Source organism: Polyangium spumosum (assembly GCF_009649845.1).
Lineage (GTDB): Bacteria > Myxococcota_A > Polyangia > Polyangiales > Polyangiaceae > Polyangium > Polyangium spumosum.
The window spans coordinates 478,672-494,532 of the sequence record NZ_WJIE01000006.1 but is presented as its reverse complement, the minus strand read 5'-3'; the positions used below and the strand labels follow the sequence as shown (position 1 = coordinate 494,532).

Genomic DNA, 15,861 nt, shown 5'->3' with positions numbered 1-15,861 from the left:
AGTCCTGTAACGCCCCGGCCGTTTCGGCGTATGCTCGGGGCCTCGGCGATGCCGCTGCCCCAGAAGCCCCGCATCCTGCTCGCGCAGGAACAGGACGCAGAGCCGAGCTCGCCCGCCTTCCTGCGCGTCCAGCGCGTCATGCTCCGCGCCTCGTTCCCCGACGGCGAGCGGAGCGAGCCCTTCTCCTACGATATCGTCCTGCGGGATCGCCTCGACGCCGTGGTCATCGCCGCGCACTTCCGCGACGAGAGAGGCGTCCGCAACGTCTACCTCCGCTCCTGCGTGCGTCCCCCCGTCGCGCTCCGCAATCGCAACACCTCGCCGATCCCCGAGCGGGACGACCTCGGCAACCTCTGGGAGCTGCCCGCGGGCCTCGTCGAGGTCGACGAGCAGAGCCCCGAGGGCCTCCTGCTTTGCGCCACGCGCGAGCTCCACGAAGAGCTCGGCTTCGAGGTCGATCCGCGCTCGCTCCTGCCGCTCGGCCCCTCGTCGTTCCCGGCCCCCGGCATGGTCGGCGAGCGGCACTTCTTCTTCCACGTGGTCGTCGATCCTTCGCGGCGCGTCACGCCGACCGAGGACGGCTCGGTGCTCGAGCGCAAGGCGACCATCGCCGCGCTCCCCCTCGACGAGGCGCTCGCGCTCGCGCGGCAAGGCCTGCTCGAGGACGAGAAGACCGAGCTCGCGCTCCGCCGCCTCGCGGAGCTCTCGACATGAAGCGCGCCTCGAACGCGCGACGCGCGAAGGCGCCCGGGACCACGAACGGCCTCGCGGCCCCGGGCGCGCCGAAGCTCAAGGTCGCGCTCGTCGTCAAGCGCTCGGCCTACCGCGTGCAGGTCGAGGAGCGCAAGAACGGCCGCATCCAGCGCCTGCTCGCCGCCGACGACCCCACCGTCGCGCACCTGCGCGCCGCGCACGAGGAGCACGAGGCCACCGTGCGCGAGGTCAAGGCCGCGCTCGCCGTGCTCGGCGTCGACGTCGCGTTCGAGGGCAGCGTCGGTGAGGCCTTCGACGCGCGCGGCCTCGACCTCGTCATCACCGTCGGCGGCGACGGCACGCTCCTCAGCGCCTCGCACTCCGTCGCCGAGGTCCCCATCCTCGGCATCAACAGCGCGCCCGAGTACTCGGTCGGCTTCTTCTGCGGCGCGCGCCGCGGCGAGGCCGCGCTCGCCATCGGCCGCGCGCTCCGCGGCGAGCTGCGCCGCGCCGTGCTCACGCGCATGCAGGTCTCGGTGAACGGCCGCGTCGTCGCGGCCCGCGTGCTCAACGACGCGCTCTTCTGCCACGTCTCGCCGGCCGCCACCTCGCGTTACATCATGCGGCTCGGCGACGTCGAGGAGGAGCAGAAGTCGAGCGGCTTCTGGATCGGCCCCGCCGCCGGCTCCACCGCCGCGCAGCGCTCCGCCGGCGGCCGCGTGATTCCTTTGAAGTCAAAACAATTGCAGCTCGTCGTCCGCGAGCCCTACACGCCGCACGGCGAGCGGTATCGGCTGCGCCACGCGCTGATCTCCCCGGGCACGCCGCTCGTCGTGCGCAGCAAGATGACGGACGCGAAGCTCTTCATCGACGGGCCGAACCGCACGATCGACATCAGCGTCGGTGATCTGCTCGAGTTCACGCAGGCGAGCGAGGCCCTCACCGTGCTCGGCATCGCGCCCACGCGGCGCTGGGGCGTCGAGCACGACGAGCCTCAGGCGGCCGCGTCGAGCCGCGCGTCGCGCTGACCTCGCGGGGGTTCGTCCGCGCGCTCTCTCCTCTCGGAGGGCCTGTCTCTCGGCTGTCCCGTGAAAAATTCGCCTCGGACCGGCGCGCCCCGCGCGCTCACCTCTCCGAACCCGGATCTGCGCGGACCCTTCGGGATCCGAGGGATCCGCGGTGCGCGGACCTCCCACCGCGCCGCGATCCTCCGCCCCGCGTCGCCGTGGTTCTCCCGGAAGATCGCGCGTTTTGCCTGAAAATCACGGCTCTTTGGGCCACCTCGGGCGCGGCTCGGAGGGGCCGCTCTGCCGCGACCTCGGGCGGAGGCGGCGCCGAATGGCCTGTTTTTGTCGCTCCGAACGACGATTTCCCGCTCGACCTAGCGCGTCCCTTGTGGTTGTTTGGGCCGCGAGAGGGGCATTTACCTCGGAGGAAACACATCATGGCTGGCAAGAAGACGGAGACGAAGAAGGCGGCCTCGATCAGCAAGAGCGCGCTTCTCAACGCGATTGCGGAGGAGGCTGGGGGCGAGATCACGCGCAAGCAGGTCAAGCTCGTCCTCGACAACCTCGCGCAGATCGGCCACCGCGAGCTCAAGAAGGCTGGCATCTTCACCGTGCCCGGCTTCGCCAAGTTCCGCGTCGTGAAGAAGCCGGCCACGAAGGCGCGTGAGGGCATCAACCCCTTCACGAAGCAGCCGATGACGTTCGCGGCCAAGCCGGCGAGCAAGACCGTGCGTGCCCGCCCGATCAAGGCGGTCAAGGACGCGATGGGCTGAGCCTTCTTCCCGCCCCTCGTAGCAGGGCGGGGCAACGGGTCGCGGAACGCCGGTCTTCGCAACACGAAGCCGGCGCGCGACCCGTTTCTTCTTTTGTGCTGGGGGGTGAGGGAATCGCTCAACCCCGCAAATCAGCGAACCGCGCATACGCCCGATCCCTGTCGGCGCGGATCTCCTGCGCTCGCGTGAGCAGCGCCTCGATCGGCTCGCCGCGCAGCTTCTGGAAGTTCAGCTCCGACCTGTCGACGGCGCTCGCCTCGAACTCCTCGACCGAGCTCGCGAACACCGTGCCGCCCTCGTGCACGCCGGCCGGGATGAACTGCACGAACGGATCGGGCGCGCGTCGAAGCAGCCCCACGAGACGATGCGCTGCGTCGCGATCCCCGACGAGCTCGGGGTGGAACGCGGCCATCACCGGCGCCTCTGCGAAGGCGCCTTGCAGTCGCGCGAGCAGCGTCGAGGCGAAACGTTCGAACACGTTCGACGGCGGCAGCGCGAGCGGGAAGACCACGTGCAACACGTTGCTCTTCGCGTCGATCACGGCTTCACGCGTCGCGTCGAGGTCGGGCTCGTGGTCGAGCATCACGCAGAACTTCCCGAACGCCACGTCCACATCACGGACGAACGGGCAGAGCGCGTGCGCTTGTACGATCTCCGTCGCGTAACGCCGATGGACCCGCAGGACCTCGGCGGCGAACGCGGGCGCATCGGGGTGCGAGGCGAGCTTGCCCCGGATCATCGGCTCGAGCGCGGCCATCCTCGTCTCCTACCAAAGTTTCTCCGTGTTGCCGCGTGGTTTGCCCCGAGCGACCCTCGTGATCGTCCCTCGATCGTGGCCGGACCAACACGACCATGAACAAAACCCTGTGATTTCCGGCATCCCGGCGAGGTTTGTGCAGAAGTGAAGGGGTGCCGTGTGGTTCCGCTCGGCTTGTGTAGGGGAGCCGTGGTACTTATGCCGCCGCTGCGGCGGGTGTGGTGAAAGGAGGACGCGTGCAGGAATCGGCCAAGCTCACGCTGAAGAAAGATGGACAGGAGCAGACGATCGAGCTTCCGATCGTGACCGGGACGGAGAACGAGAAGGGCATCGACATCTCGACGCTCCGCGCAAAGACCGGCCACGTGGTGCTCGACCCGGCGTTCGTGAACACGGCGTCCACGTCGAGCTCGATCTGCTTCATCGACGGGGAGCAGGGCATCCTGCGGTATCGGGGCATCCCGATCGAGCAGCTCGGTGAGAAGTCCACGTTCGTGGAGGTCGCCTACCTCTTGATCTACGGCCACCTCCCGAGCCGCACGGAGCTCGCGCGGTTCTCGACGCTGCTCACGCGGCACTCGTTGATCCACGAGGACATGAAGCACTTCTACGAGGGGTACCCCTCGACGGCGCACCCGATGGCGATCCTGTCGTCGATGGTGTGTTCGCTCTCGAGCTTCTATCCCGAGGCGATGGACGCCGACAACCGCGAGATGGTCGACATCACCATCGCGCGCCTTCTCTCGAAGGTCCGCACGATCGCGGCCTTCTCGTACAAGAAGTCGATCGGCCAGCCCTTCGTCTACCCGCAGAACTCGCTCTCGTACTGCGCCAACTTCCTCAACATGATGTTCTCGGTCCCGGCGGAGCCGTACGAGATCGACGAGGACATCGTGAAGGTGCTGAACCTCCTGCTCATCCTGCACGCCGATCACGAGCAGAACTGCTCGACGTCGACCGTGCGGCTCGTGGGCAGCGCGAAGGCGAACCTCTTCGCCTCGATCGCGGCGGGCATCTGCGCCCTCTGGGGCCCGCTCCACGGCGGCGCCAACCAGGAGGTCGTCGAGATGCTCGACGAGATCCGCAAGGACGGCGGCGACGTCTCGAAGTTCGTCAAGCTCGCGAAGGACAAGAGCTCGGGCTTCAAGCTCATGGGCTTCGGTCACCGCGTGTACAAGAACTACGACCCGCGCGCGAAGCTCATCAAGGTCGCGGCGGACAAGGTCCTCTCCAAGCTCGGCATCAAGGACCCGCTGCTCGACATCGCGCGCAAGCTCGAAGAGGCCGCGCTCAGCGACCCGTACTTCGTGGAGCGCAGGCTCTATCCGAACGTCGACTTCTACAGCGGCATCATCTACCGGGCCCTCGGCTTCCCCACGAACATGTTCACCGTCATGTTCGCGCTCGGCCGCCTGCCCGGCTGGATCGCGCACTGGAAAGAGCAAAACGAGAACGCGTCGACGAAGATCGGCCGCCCTCGTCAGATCTACACCGGCGCGACCGAGACCAACTACATCTCGCTCGAAGAGCGCAGCTAGAACACGCGCGCCTGCGGGGGGGAGGGCTCGCTCCCCCCTCCCCCCGCGCCTCCCTCCAGCCTCAGTTGATGCTCAGTTGATGATCGAGCTGCCGAAGCTCGGCACGGGCTCGTCCATCCGATCGATCGCGGCCTTGAACCCCGCCCATGCGTTGCGGAGGGCGTCGGGCGACATGCGCACCGTCACCCCGTTCTGAAACATGGTGACGTGGACCGTGCCGCACGTGCATCGCGTGACGCGCACGGCGCTGTTCGACGCGAGCTCGGTGTGCTCTCCGCACTGCTTGTTGCCAGCCATCGACGAAACCTCCCGTGCCGCGACCATAGCAGCAAGGCGCCCCTCGCGCGCCTCCTCGCGCGCCCCCTCCCCGGAAAGGAAGTCGCGCCCGGGCAGCCGCGCCTGGATGGCCGACGACTTGCTTTCGTGTACCGTCGTCAGAGGCCCCTTTTCTCGAACCCCCGGGGAGGAATCGCCATGTCTGCGCTTCGATCTCTCATCGTCCTTTCGCTCGCCGCCCCCCTCTTCGCTTGCTCCGGGGACCCGAACCCCGTGACACCCGGACCCGACCAGGCACAACTCGACCCACCGCCGACGGGTCAGGGCTTCCAGATCGAGACCGACCTCTTCGAGGTCCCGGCGGGCGTCGAGAAGCAGGACTGTTACTTCTTCAAGGTCCGTGACCTCGCGGCTGCGAACGGCCTCGACCCGAACAGCCCCGTCTATGTCAACCGCGTGCAGATCGCCCAGCGCGACGGCTCGCACCACATGAACGTCTTCCGCGTCCGCACGATCACCGGCCTCGACCCCGCGAACGGCGCCGTCCAGGAGGGCACGGACAACGTCGGCGAGTGCTTCAAGAGCTCGAACTGGGCCGACTGGCCGCTCGTCGCGAACTCGCAGGTCGACGGCCAGCTCGACTGGAGCTTCCCCGAAGGCGTGGCCAACGAGTTCATGCCGGACGAGTGGCTCATGCTCCAGACGCACTACGTCAACGCGCAGACCCAGGGCACGCCCTCGGGCGAGGGCAAGGTGAACGTGAACTTCTGGACGATCCCGAAGGAGAAGGTCACCGCGCAGCTCGGCACGCTCTTCGCGACCAAACAATCGGTGCGCGTCTGCGCCTCGAACCCGACGCCCTCGTACAGCGGCACCTGCCAGTTCAACAGCCAGAAGCCCGTCCGCATCATCGGCGCGAACGGCCACTTCCACAGCCGCGGCAAGCAGTTCGACATGTTCGCGTGGGACGGCACGAGCATCGAGGAGCCGCCGATCGACCAGCGCTTCTACTCGTCGCAGACCTGGGACGAGCCGCCGATGCTCACGTCGCCCGAGCTCGACCGCGAGATCCCGACGGGCGGCGGCGTGTTCTACACCTGCTCGTACCAGTGGAACATGCCCGAGCAGTCGCTCGGCTGCGACGGCTTGAACTCGCTCGACAAGGAGGGCGCGGACGACTGTTGCTACACGTTCGGCCCGATCGTCGAGGCCAACGAGCACTGCAACATCTTCGTCTACTACTACCCCAAAGCCGACGACATCAACTGCTTCTAGCCGTGGACAAACGCTGGCTCGCCCTCGCGCTCGCGCTCTCGAGCGCGGCTTGCAGCTCCCCTTCCCCGCCGCCGGAGATCGACGCCGGCCCGATCGGGGGCTGCAAGCTCGCTTATCTCGGGGATCCTTCGGCCGAGCCGATCCTCGAGGTGATCGCGCTCGGCCCCGAGGGCGAGCTCCACGCCGTCAGCGACGGCGGCAGCGTCTCGCTGATCTTCCCGCCGCAGGGCGGCCGCGTCGTCTTCGCCGGCGTACGCGCCACGAACGTCGACCCCTGCGCCGTGCGTATCGCCGGCGCCCTGCGCGACCCGGTGACGAAGCAAGTTCGTTTGGACAACCGCATCATCAACCTCGAGCCCACCGAGGACGACCACGGGCGGAGCGCGCCGACGGACATCTCCACGTTCTCGAACATCCCCGCCTGCCCGAACCAGTGGGCGAGCGACGACATCTTCGACAAACCCTACGAGCTCACGGTCTCGCTCACCGATCGTGACGGCAAGAAGGTCACGAAGGTCATGACCGTGCACCCGCGCTGCGACGAGCCGGGGCGCGAGGCCGAGTGCCTCTGCATGTGCGCCGGCGACTACGTGCTCGGCATGCAGTGTGATCCGACGCTCGACGCCGGCGCGGACGCCGATCCGGACGCCTCGGGAGAGATGCCATGACGTGCCTTCGCCTCGCGCTCGTGCTCCCGCTCGTGGCGCTGCTCTTCGGCTGCTCCGATCCGCCCGAGCCGCCTCCGCCGCCCCCGGAGCAGGCCGGCTGGCAGGTCGTGCTCGACGGGGGCGACCTCGACCGCGCGGTGCTCAGCGTCTGGGGCAGCGGCCCGAAGGACGTCTTCGCGGTCGGCGGCCCGCTCGGCAACGGCCTCGAGACGCTCGTGGTCCACTTCGACGGCGAGACCTGGAGGGAGCTCCACCCCGGCGGCGACGAGACCTACTGGTGGGTCTCCGGCTCCGGCCCCGACGACGTCTGGATGGTCGGCGAGCAGGGCCGCATCACCCACTGGGACGGCGCGACCTTCACCGAGCATGTCTCCGGCACCACGGCGACGCTCTGGGGCGTCTGGGCGGCCGGCGAGGCCGACGCCTGGGCCGTCGGCGGCACCCCCGAGGGCGGCACGGGCGCCCCGAACGACGTCGTGCTCCGCTGGGACGGAGAGACCTGGACCCCCGTGACCTTGCCCGGCGCCCCCCTCGGACGCGCGCTCTACAAGGTCTGGGGCACGAGCTCCGACGACCTCTACGTGGTCGGCGAGTTTGGTACGATCTGGCACAAGAAAGGCGCGGACTGGGCCCTCGAATCGGACCCACCGCTGGCGAGCGGCACGCTCTTCACGGTGGCCGGCTGCGGCCCGGACGAGGTCTACGCCGTCGGCGGGTTCGACGTCCTGCGCTCGGACGGCGCCTCCTGGCAGAAGCTCGACGTCGCGCTCACGAACGGCGCCAACGGCGTGTCCTGCGGCGGGCCCGGGCAGGTCGTGGTCGTGGGCTTCGGCGGCTCGAAGCAGCGCCTCGACGCGGGCAGGTGGGTCGACGAGTTCGACCTGCCCCCGTACGCCGATCTCCACGCCGCCTGGGCCGACGGCACGGGCACGTACTGGGCCGGCGGCGGGAACTTCGTGACGGGCAGCATGCCCGGGGCGGCGCGGGAGGGCGTCGTGGCGCGGTACGGCCTCGGCAGGGTTGCGAGCGAAGTTACACCCTAGACGCATCTGGTCGCCCGAGAGGTCACCGGTATGACAATACCGCCCGAGGCGACGTGAACGGTGTCGCTCGTGGGTTTCGAAATCCTCGGCGGATCGTCGAACGCAGGACGTACCCTCGCGGGTGGTCGCCTCCTTGCACAGGGGGCGGCCGATCGAGGGATCCCTCGTCCACCCAGGAGACAGAAACCATGCGTACTTCCCTTGCCCCGATCTTCGCCGCCTTCGCGCTCGCCGGCGCCACCTTCGGCTTCGCTTCCTCGGCCGACGCCGCCAGGCTCGACGCCTGCAACGGCATCGAGCTCTCCGCCAACGCCAACTGTGAGATGCGTGTATCGGGCGGCTGCACGGCCGCCTGCGAACCCGTGAGCTTCCAGGTCCAGTGCGCCGCCGACCTCTACATCGGCTGCAACGGCCAGTGCACCGCGATGGTCGACGCGCAGTGCACGGCGGGCTGCACGGGTGGTTGTGAAGCGGAGTGCGAGGTCAACCCCGGCAGCTTCGACTGCTCCGCCTCCTGCCGCGCCGATTGCGGCGCGAACTGCGACGCCGCCTGCGCCGCCGACCCGAACAGCGCCCGGTGCAAGGCCTCGTGCGAGGCCACGTGTGGCGGCGAGTGCGACGCGCGTTGCGACGTCACGCCGCCCGACGCGAACTGCAAGGCGCAGTGCGAGGCGTGTTGCACGGGCTCCTGCGACGCCAAGGCCAACATCGACTGCCAGATCGACTGCCAGGCCGACGCGTTCGTGCAGTGCGAGGCCGATCTCAAGGGCGGCTGCGAGGTCGCCTGCCAGCGGCCCGAGGGCGCGCTCTTCTGCGACGGCCAGTACGTCGACGTCGGTGAGCAGATCGACTCGTGCGTCGCACAGCTCGAGAGCCTCCTCCAGGTCAAGGTCGAGGGTTACGCGCGCGGCGACGCGCAGTGCAGCGGCGGCCGCTGCACGGCCGAGGGCGAGGCGGGCGTCTCGTGCGCGCAGAGCCCGGGCAACACGTCGAGCAGCGCGGCCGGCATCCTCGGCGCCATCGCGGCCTTCGGCCTCGCGCTCGGCCGCCGCAAGAGCCAGAAGAAGTAATCGCCGGCCGCGGGGGACCTTGGGCTAGAGTCCCCCCGTCGATGCCCGCGCGTTCGAGAACCCTCCTCCTCGCGGCGGCGCTCGTCTCGGCCTGCGTCGCCCAGACGCCCGCGCCGCGCGACGACGCCGCGCCCCCTCCCCCCCAAGCTACGGCAGCCGCCGCCGCCCCGAGCGCCTCTGCGCAGGCGCCCTCGGCCGTCGTCGCCGCGACCTCCGCCGCCCCGAGCGCGCCCGCCCCCGATCCGTACCCGGCCCCGCCGCCGCCCGATCCACCCGTCGTCCTCCGCGCGGGGGGAAAACGCGCCGTCAAGGGCGAGGCGGGGCTCGTCACGTCCGTCGAGAAAAACGCCACGCGGATCGGCACGAGCGTGCTGCGCCGCGGCGGCAACGCCGTCGACGCCGCGGTCGCCGTCGCTTATGCGCTCGCCGTCACGCACCCGTCCGCGGGCAACATCGGCGGCGGCGGCGTGATGCTCGTCCGCCTGAAGAACGGCGAGGCGCACTTCATCGACTTCCGCGAGACCGCGCCCGCCGCCGGCGCGACGACCGAGAAGGTCCTCGCGATGCTCGATCACGACGGCGGCATCGGGCTGCGCTCGGCGGGCGTGCCGGGCACCGTGGCGGGTTTGTCCCTCGCGCTCGAGAGGTTCGGCACGCGCCCGCTCGCCGAGCTCGTCGCGCCCGCCATCGAGCTCGCGAAGAAGGGACACGCGCTCGGCCCGCGGCAAGCGCTCACGCTCGCGTGGGCCTGGAACAAGCTGAAGCACGACCCTGCGGCCCGCGCGATCTGGGGCAAGGGCAAGAAGCCGCTCGGCGAGGGCGAACGCGTGCGCCAGCCCGACCTCGCGCGCACGCTCGAGTCGATCTCGAAGGAGGGCCCGCGCGCCTTCTACGAAGGGTTTTTCGCGCGGGCGATCGACGAGTGGATGAAGAAGGGCGGCGGGTACGTCACGGCCAAGGACATGGCCGGCTACCGCGCGAAGCTGCGCGCGCCGCTGCGCTTCTCGTACCGAGGTTTCTCCGTCGAGACGGCGCCGCCGCCGTCGATGGGCGGCGTCGCGTTCGCGCAGATCATGCTCTCGCTCGAGCGCGCGCGGGCGTACGAGCACGAGCCGAGCTCGGCCGAAGCGCACCACCTCTTCATCGAGGCCGCGCGGCGCGCGTACGCCGAGCGCAGGCTCGTCGCGGCCGATCCGGACTTCGGCCCCGAGGACCTCGACGCGAAGATCACCTCGCTGCTCTCCGGCGTGCACCTCGCGACCCGCAAGCCGCCGATCGATCCGCTGCGCGCCACGCCCTCGTCCCAGCTCGCCGTCGCGGCGCCCGAAGGCGCAAAGGAGTCGCCCGAGACCACGCACTTCTCGATCGTCGACGCCGAGGGCAACGCCGTCGCTTGCACGTACACGCTCTCCGCGGGGTTCGGCGCGAAGGTCGTCGTGCCCGGGACGGGTGTCCTGCTCGGCAACGCCCTCGGCGGCTTCTCCAAGGACGGCCCCAACGTCATCGCGCCGGGCAAGCGGATGGCGACCTCGATGTCGCCCACCATCGTCACGCAGGGCGGAAAACTCGCGCTGGTGCTCGGCTCGCCGGGCGGCGACACGATCCCGAACACCGTGGCCCAGGTCTTCAGGAACCTCGTCGACTGGGGCATGACGATCGACGAGGCCGTCACGACCGGCCGGCTGCACCACCAGTTCCAGCCGGACAAACTGCGCGTCGAGCGACAGCGCCCGCCGCCGCGCGTGGTGCTCGCCGAGCTCGCGCGCCGCGGACACACGATCGAGCAGAGCAACCTCACGCAAGGCGACGCGAACGACATCCTCGTCGACCCGCAGACGGGCGCCGTCTACGGCTTCGCCGATCCGCGCGAGGGAGGCGTCGCCGAAGGGGTCTCGCGCGCCGAGCTCGAGAAGAAGCGTCCTTAACGCAGGCGCGGGTCGTATTGATCGACGCCCGGGTCGTCCTCGTCGCGCTTCGGGCGGACGATCACCACGGGGCACGGGGCATTGCGCGCGATACGATCGGCGAGCGGGCCGCCGAAGAGGCGCTCGAGCCGGCTCGGCGGATGGCTCGCCACGACGATGAGATCCGCCCCGATCTCGTGCGCCAGATTCACGATCGCCTTGTCCGGCCGTCCGTCCCGGTAATGCATGGCCATGAGCCGCGCCTGCCCGCCCGCGGAGCGATGTTCGAGCACCTTCAAAGGCGGCAGCTTCGCCTCGCTCGCGTGGGAGGTCGACACGCGCGGCGTCGCCACGTCCTTGATTTGCGGCGCCATGCCGCGCGCCCCGATCACCACGGCGTGAATCTCGGTCTCCTCGCCCCGCAGCTCCGCCAGATCAAACGCGAATCGCCAGGCCCGGCCGCCCGGCTCCGAGAGGTCGAGCCCCACGAGCACGATGTACGGGTCCTTCTTGCGCTCCGCCGGCGGCGCGACCTTGCGGACGGCCGATTCGGGCGGCGGCGTCGAGACGGCGCGCAGCCTCGGCTGCGTGGCTTCTTCGTCGTCTTGGGCGGAGGAATCGGGGCCGGGCTCTACCGTGGACGGAGCTAGGGCGACCATTGCCAGCGAATGTTTGGATCGCGTCGCGTGGTCGCAAGTCCTTTTCGCTCATCCTTCGAGCGAGAGCCTCTCAAAACGAGCACACGAGGCCGCGGACGGGGCTGGCCGCCGGGAACGGGCGCAGGCGGCCTCGACGGAGACGCCGCGGAAGTTTCAGCGGAGGAATGCAATCGCGAGGCCGACGGAGGCAGGAATGCGGCCGGTCAGGCCGAGCCCCAGCGTCGTATTGCGCCCCCTCCAATCGTCAGAATTGCCCCCGCACCATGACCGAGCCCGGCCCGAGGAAGACCTGCGGCGTGTACGTCACCTCGGGCTGGCGCTTGACCCTCTGGTTGCCGATGACGCCCATCGTGATGCCGCCGCCGAGCATCAAGGCGCCGAAGCCCGTGACCCCCCACGCGACGCCGTCGCCGCCGGCGCCGGCCCCGACGAGCCCTCCGATCGTGACGAACCCGCCGACGACGCCGAGGATGATCCCGCCGACGAGCATGCCCGTGCTGCGGCGGACCGTCGTGGGCCGAGGTTTGGGTTTGTCCGGCCGGCCCATTTGCGCCTGCGCGTTCGCCTCCGCGATCTGCTCGGGCGTCGGCGGCGGGACGTCGGTCGCGTCGAGCGTGACCTCGTCCTTGCCTTTCTCCTTCGATTCGACGCTCTCTTCCTTGAGCACGTCCTTGCCGCGCCGGAGCGTCACCACGTGTTTGCCCGGGTCGACCGGCAGGGGCACGCCGAACGTGACGGGCTCGAGCTTCACCTCGTCGCGGTAGACCACGAGCCCCTCGACGCTGCCCTTCACCTGCACCGAGAGCCGCGGCACCCGCGGATCGACCTCTTTTTGCCGGCGCGTGGCGAGGTCCTCGCGCGGTTTGTCGCCCTCGCGCTTGGCCTGATCCCGCGCCTCGCCCCACGCGACCCAGGCCTTCGCGAGCTGCCCCTGTTTCTCCAGGCAATCGGCCAGGTTCAGCTTCGTGCCGATGGCCGGGTCGAGCTTGTAACTCGCCTCGAATTTGGGGCAGGCTTCGGCGTAGTTTTTCTTCTCCATCAGGCCCTTGGCCACCTGGAACAGGGCCTCGGCCGCGGCCGGATCACTGGCGAGCGCCGGGGCCTGAGCGATGGAGATCGCCGCGCCGAGCAGGACGGGGGCGATGAAGCGCAAGGGGCGCCGCCGCGAAGGTTCAGCGGCGGCCGGACATGAGGTCGTCATCGTTCGGCTTCTTCTTGGTGGTTGTCGTCGGCGCCGTCTTCGGGGGGACCGAAGTGGCGGTGGAAACGGGCGCGGTGGGCTTCGCGGAGACGGCAGGCCGCGCGGCCTCGGGCTCGGCCGTGGGCTCGGCCGTGGGCTCGGCCGTGGCAGCGACGACGGGCTCGACGGTCGTCGGCGGATCGGCGGTCACGGGCGCCTTCGCCGTCGCCGTGGGCAGGGGCAAGGGCGCCGGTTCGACGGCGGGGGCCGCAGAGCCTTTCGAATCACCCCCGCCGCTCCGCGCCCCGAGAAACACGGCCGCGCCGAAGATCGCGAGCACCACCACGGCGATGCCGGCGAACATCGGGGCCTTGCTGCCCGAGCTGCCTTGCGTGCTCGACGCGGACGGCATCGGCACGGCCGTCGAAGCGGCGAGCACGGTCGCGCCCATGGCGGCTTGCGAAGAGAGCGGCGCAGCGCCCATCGGGGTCACGGCCATCGGGTTCTGCGGCCCGGGCGTGCTCGCGAAGACGGGGCGCGGGCCCGGGTCGCTCTGCGCGAGGTGCATCGGCGCGCCGACGACCGTGTGCTTCGCGGCGCCCTCTTGGGCCTGCGACCTCTGCAGGATCTCCGTCACTTCGAGCGCGAGCGCGGGCCCCTCGACCACGCCGAGCGCGGCCGCGAGATCCGTGATCGCCTCGCCCGCCGTGCGGTAGCGCTGCGAGGCGTCGCGGTTGCAGCAGCGCAGAAACCACGCGTCGAAGGCGGGGCCGAAGGGGCTGCCCTTCTGCGACGGCGGCGGGATCGGGTCGACCACGATCTGCACGACGAGGTCGCTGATCGTCTCGGCCTGCCAGTAGTCGAAGCCGAGCAAGAGGCGCGCGGCGATGAGGCCGAGGGCCCAGACGTCCGTATGAGGCCCGATGAGCTGCCCCTGCGCGCGCGCCTGCTCGGGGGCCATGTAGAGCGGCGTGCCGAAGACGGCGCCCGTCTTGGTCTTCGAGTGCGCGCCCATCGAGCTCGCCGCGCCGCCCGTGATCTTGGCGATGCCGAAGTCGAGCAGCTTCACGTACGGCGTGCCGTCCTCGCGGACCGTGAGGAAGATGTTCTCGGGCTTGAGGTCGCGGTGCACGATCCCGATCGCGTGGGCCTTGTCGAGCGCGCGCGCGGCCTGGCGCAGGTAGAGCACGACCTCCTTCGGGTGGAGCTTGACCCTCGCCTCGGCCTCACCTGCGAGGTCACGCCCGCGCAGGAACTCCATCACCAGGAACGGCGCGCCGCCGATCTCCGGCGCGACGTCGGCGTCGGTGACGCGCACGATGTGGTCGCTGTCGATACGCGCCGGCGCGCGCGCCTCCGTGCGGAACCGCTCGATCGTGCTTGGATCGGAGAGGGTCTCGTTGTGCAGCACCTTGAGCGCGAGGCGCTCGTCGGTGTGGACGTGCTGCGCGAGAAACACGGCCCCGACGCCGCCCTCGCCGAGCTGCTTGACGATGCGGTAGCGGCCGGCGATCACGAGGCCGGGCTGAACTTTTTCGGTGCTCATGGAGCGATGGCCCCCGTGAAAAGTACAGGCCCGAGCCTAGCACGCTCCGGCCGAGCCCGTCGCCTTTCCTGGTGCGCCCTCCGGGCCCGGCCCGCTTGACGGCGCGCGCGACTTCTCCCAGCTTTCGCCGCGAATGATCCCCCGATACACCCCGCCCGCGTTCGCCGCGCTCTGGTCGTCCGAGGCTCGTTACGCCGTGTGGCTCGACGTCGAGCTCGCCGCCTGCGAGGCGATGGAGGCCGAGGGCCTCGTTCCCGCCGGCGTGGCCCGCGCGCTCCGTGACAAAAACGTGAAGCTCGACGCCGCGCGGATCGAGGAGATCGAGCGCACGGTCAAGCACGACGTCATCGCGTTCCTCACGCACGTCGAAGAGCTCGCGGGGCCGGACGCGCGGTGGCTCCACCGCGGGATGACGTCGAGCGACGTGCTCGACACGAGCCTCGCCGTGCTCCTCGTCCGCGCCGCCGATCTGCTCCTCGAGCGGCTCGACGGCCTGATCGTCGCGCTCTCGCGCCGGTCCGACGAGCATCGCAAGACGCCCATGATCGGCCGCAGCCACGGCATACACGCCGAGCCCGTCACCTTCGGCCTCGCGCTCGCTGGCCACCTCGCCGAGATGAAGCGGGGCCGCGCGCGCCTGCGCGACGCGCGTGGCGAGATCGCGGTCGGCAAGATCTCCGGCGCGGTCGGCACCTACGCGCACCTCTCGCCCAGGATCGAAGCCCAGGCGCTCGCCTCGCTCGGCCTGCGCCCGGAGACCGTGGCCACGCAGGTCGTCCCGCGGGATCGCCACGCGGCCTTCTTCAACGCGATGGCGCTCGTCGCTGCGGGCATCGAGCGGCTCGCGACGAACGTCCGGCACTGGCAACGCACCGAGGTGGCCGAGGCCGAGGAGCGCTTCACCGAGGGGCAGAAGGGCTCGTCCGCGATGCCCCACAAGCGCAACCCCATCCTCAGCGAGAACCTCTGCGGCCTCGCCCGCGTCGTGCGTGCCGCGGCGATCCCCGCGCTCGAGGACGTCGTCCTCTGGCACGAGCGCGACATCTCGCACTCCTCGGTCGAGCGCATGATCGCGCCCGACGCGACGACCACGCTCGGCTTCATGCTGGAGCGCGCGACCTCGCTCGTCGAGGGCCTCGTCGTGCGCGAGGACAACCTCCGGAAGAACCTCTCGCTCACCGGGGGCCTCTTCTTCAGCGAGGCCGTCCTGCTCGCGCTCGTCTCGTACGGCCTGCGCCGGCAGGAGGCGTACGTGCTCGTGCAACGGAACGCGATGAAGGCGCTCGCCGGCGAGGGCAGCTTCCGCGACCTGCTCGCGGCCGATCCGGACGTCGCTGCGCGCCTCTCCGCGGCCGAGCTCGATCGGTGCTTCGACCTCGACCATGCGCTCTCGCATGTCTCCGGGATCGTCGATCGCGCCCTCGCGGCGCCCTGATCGACCCCCATTCCGACCTGATGAGAATGGCGATCGA

At 70.1% G+C, this 15,861-nt stretch carries 15 protein-coding genes; 10 read left to right on the top strand and 5 right to left on the bottom strand.

Annotation, left to right across the window (positions count from 1 at the left end):
- Positions 1–48 precede the first annotated feature (48 nt).
- From GF068_RS23025 to GF068_RS23015, 3 genes are all read left to right on the top strand, one after another.
- Positions 49–714, top strand: a complete 666-nt coding sequence (locus tag GF068_RS23025; RefSeq protein WP_153821581.1) for an NUDIX hydrolase — start codon at positions 49–51, stop codon at positions 712–714.
- Complete coding sequence (locus tag GF068_RS23020; RefSeq protein ID WP_153821580.1) at positions 711–1,721, top strand: NAD(+)/NADH kinase; 1,011 nt, start codon at positions 711–713, stop codon at positions 1,719–1,721. The genes GF068_RS23025 and GF068_RS23020 overlap by 4 nt, the downstream gene beginning before the upstream one ends.
- A 416-nt stretch (positions 1,722–2,137) precedes the next feature.
- Complete coding sequence (locus tag GF068_RS23015; RefSeq protein WP_153821579.1) at positions 2,138–2,473, top strand: HU family DNA-binding protein; 336 nt, start codon at positions 2,138–2,140, stop codon at positions 2,471–2,473.
- Between the two features lie 118 nt (positions 2,474–2,591).
- Here GF068_RS23015 and GF068_RS23010 read toward each other — a convergent pair whose 3' ends face one another.
- Entirely contained in the window at positions 2,592–3,230 is a 639-nt protein-coding gene (locus tag GF068_RS23010; RefSeq protein WP_153821578.1) for a hypothetical protein, read from the bottom strand.
- A gap of 236 nt (positions 3,231–3,466) precedes the next feature.
- On the opposite strand from GF068_RS23010, the gene GF068_RS23005 reads away from it, so the two are divergent.
- Positions 3,467–4,768, top strand: coding sequence for a citrate synthase (locus tag GF068_RS23005; RefSeq protein ID WP_338046522.1), 1,302 nt, complete (start codon positions 3,467–3,469; stop codon positions 4,766–4,768).
- Between the two features lie 72 nt (positions 4,769–4,840).
- Here GF068_RS23005 and GF068_RS23000 read toward each other — a convergent pair whose 3' ends face one another.
- Positions 4,841–5,065, bottom strand: a complete 225-nt coding sequence (locus GF068_RS23000; RefSeq protein ID WP_153821577.1) for a hypothetical protein — start codon at positions 5,063–5,065, stop codon at positions 4,841–4,843.
- 177 nt (positions 5,066–5,242) lie between these two features.
- Here GF068_RS23000 and GF068_RS22995 point away from each other — a divergent pair, with 177 nt between their 5' ends.
- From GF068_RS22995 to ggt, 5 genes are all read left to right on the top strand, one after another.
- A complete protein-coding gene (locus GF068_RS22995) occupies positions 5,243–6,319 on the top strand; it encodes a hypothetical protein (RefSeq protein ID WP_206079523.1) in 1,077 nt (358 codons plus the stop codon).
- 2 nt (positions 6,320–6,321) lie between these two features.
- A complete protein-coding gene (locus tag GF068_RS22990; RefSeq protein ID WP_153821576.1) occupies positions 6,322–6,987 on the top strand; it encodes a hypothetical protein in 666 nt (221 codons plus the stop codon).
- Positions 6,984–8,030, top strand: coding sequence for a beta propeller repeat protein (locus GF068_RS22985; RefSeq protein WP_153821575.1), 1,047 nt, complete (start codon positions 6,984–6,986; stop codon positions 8,028–8,030). Before GF068_RS22990 ends, GF068_RS22985 begins: the two co-directional genes overlap by 4 nt.
- A 188-nt stretch (positions 8,031–8,218) precedes the next feature.
- Positions 8,219–9,100 (top strand): hypothetical protein, encoded by an 882-nt coding sequence (locus GF068_RS22980; RefSeq protein WP_153821574.1) that lies wholly within the window; start codon positions 8,219–8,221, stop codon positions 9,098–9,100.
- A gap of 41 nt (positions 9,101–9,141) precedes the next feature.
- Positions 9,142–11,025: a gamma-glutamyltransferase gene (ggt, locus tag GF068_RS22975; RefSeq protein ID WP_153821573.1), complete on the top strand. Its 1,884-nt coding sequence runs from the start codon at positions 9,142–9,144 to the stop codon at positions 11,023–11,025.
- Here ggt and GF068_RS22970 read toward each other — a convergent pair.
- The 3 genes from GF068_RS22970 to GF068_RS22960 form a co-directional block, all read right to left on the bottom strand.
- The gene (locus tag GF068_RS22970; RefSeq protein ID WP_153821572.1) at positions 11,022–11,663 is read right to left on the bottom strand and encodes a universal stress protein; all 642 of its coding nucleotides are present in this window, start codon (positions 11,661–11,663) and stop codon (positions 11,022–11,024) included. The genes ggt and GF068_RS22970 overlap by 4 nt on opposite strands.
- 244 nt (positions 11,664–11,907) lie before the next feature.
- Entirely contained in the window at positions 11,908–12,864 is a 957-nt protein-coding gene (locus GF068_RS22965; RefSeq protein ID WP_153821571.1) for a tetratricopeptide repeat protein, read from the bottom strand.
- On the bottom strand, positions 12,836–14,389 hold the full coding sequence (locus tag GF068_RS22960) for a serine/threonine protein kinase (protein ID WP_153821570.1): 1,554 nt from the start codon (positions 14,387–14,389) through the stop codon (positions 12,836–12,838). Before GF068_RS22960 ends, GF068_RS22965 begins: the two co-directional genes overlap by 29 nt.
- Positions 14,390–14,522: 133 nt before the next feature.
- Here GF068_RS22960 and purB point away from each other — a divergent pair, with 133 nt between their 5' ends.
- On the top strand, positions 14,523–15,824 hold the full coding sequence (purB, locus tag GF068_RS22955) for an adenylosuccinate lyase (RefSeq protein ID WP_153821569.1): 1,302 nt from the start codon (positions 14,523–14,525) through the stop codon (positions 15,822–15,824).
- The last annotated feature ends 37 nt before the right edge of the window (positions 15,825–15,861 follow it).

What these genes read in the sequence shown, in the direction of transcription:
- GF068_RS22970 (WP_153821572.1), bottom strand. Translation starts at nt 11,663, where the DNA reads ATGGTCGCCCTAGCTCCGTCCACGGTAGAGCCCGGCCCCGATTCCTCC.
- GF068_RS23025 (WP_153821581.1), top strand. Translation starts at nt 49, where the DNA reads ATGCCGCTGCCCCAGAAGCCCCGCATCCTGCTCGCGCAGGAACAGGAC.
- GF068_RS23015 (WP_153821579.1), top strand. Translation starts at nt 2,138, where the DNA reads ATGGCTGGCAAGAAGACGGAGACGAAGAAGGCGGCCTCGATCAGCAAG.
- GF068_RS23000 (WP_153821577.1), bottom strand. Translation starts at nt 5,065, where the DNA reads ATGGCTGGCAACAAGCAGTGCGGAGAGCACACCGAGCTCGCGTCGAAC.
- purB (WP_153821569.1), top strand. Translation starts at nt 14,523, where the DNA reads ATGATCCCCCGATACACCCCGCCCGCGTTCGCCGCGCTCTGGTCGTCC.
- GF068_RS22995 (WP_206079523.1), top strand. Translation starts at nt 5,243, where the DNA reads ATGTCTGCGCTTCGATCTCTCATCGTCCTTTCGCTCGCCGCCCCCCTC.
- GF068_RS22960 (WP_153821570.1), bottom strand. Translation starts at nt 14,389, where the DNA reads ATGAGCACCGAAAAAGTTCAGCCCGGCCTCGTGATCGCCGGCCGCTAC.
- ggt (WP_153821573.1), top strand. Translation starts at nt 9,142, where the DNA reads ATGCCCGCGCGTTCGAGAACCCTCCTCCTCGCGGCGGCGCTCGTCTCG.
- GF068_RS22965 (WP_153821571.1), bottom strand. Translation starts at nt 12,864, where the DNA reads ATGACGACCTCATGTCCGGCCGCCGCTGAACCTTCGCGGCGGCGCCCC.
- GF068_RS23010 (WP_153821578.1), bottom strand. Translation starts at nt 3,230, where the DNA reads ATGGCCGCGCTCGAGCCGATGATCCGGGGCAAGCTCGCCTCGCACCCC.
- GF068_RS22980 (WP_153821574.1), top strand. Translation starts at nt 8,219, where the DNA reads ATGCGTACTTCCCTTGCCCCGATCTTCGCCGCCTTCGCGCTCGCCGGC.
- GF068_RS22985 (WP_153821575.1), top strand. Translation starts at nt 6,984, where the DNA reads ATGACGTGCCTTCGCCTCGCGCTCGTGCTCCCGCTCGTGGCGCTGCTC.
- GF068_RS23020 (WP_153821580.1), top strand. Translation starts at nt 711, where the DNA reads ATGAAGCGCGCCTCGAACGCGCGACGCGCGAAGGCGCCCGGGACCACG.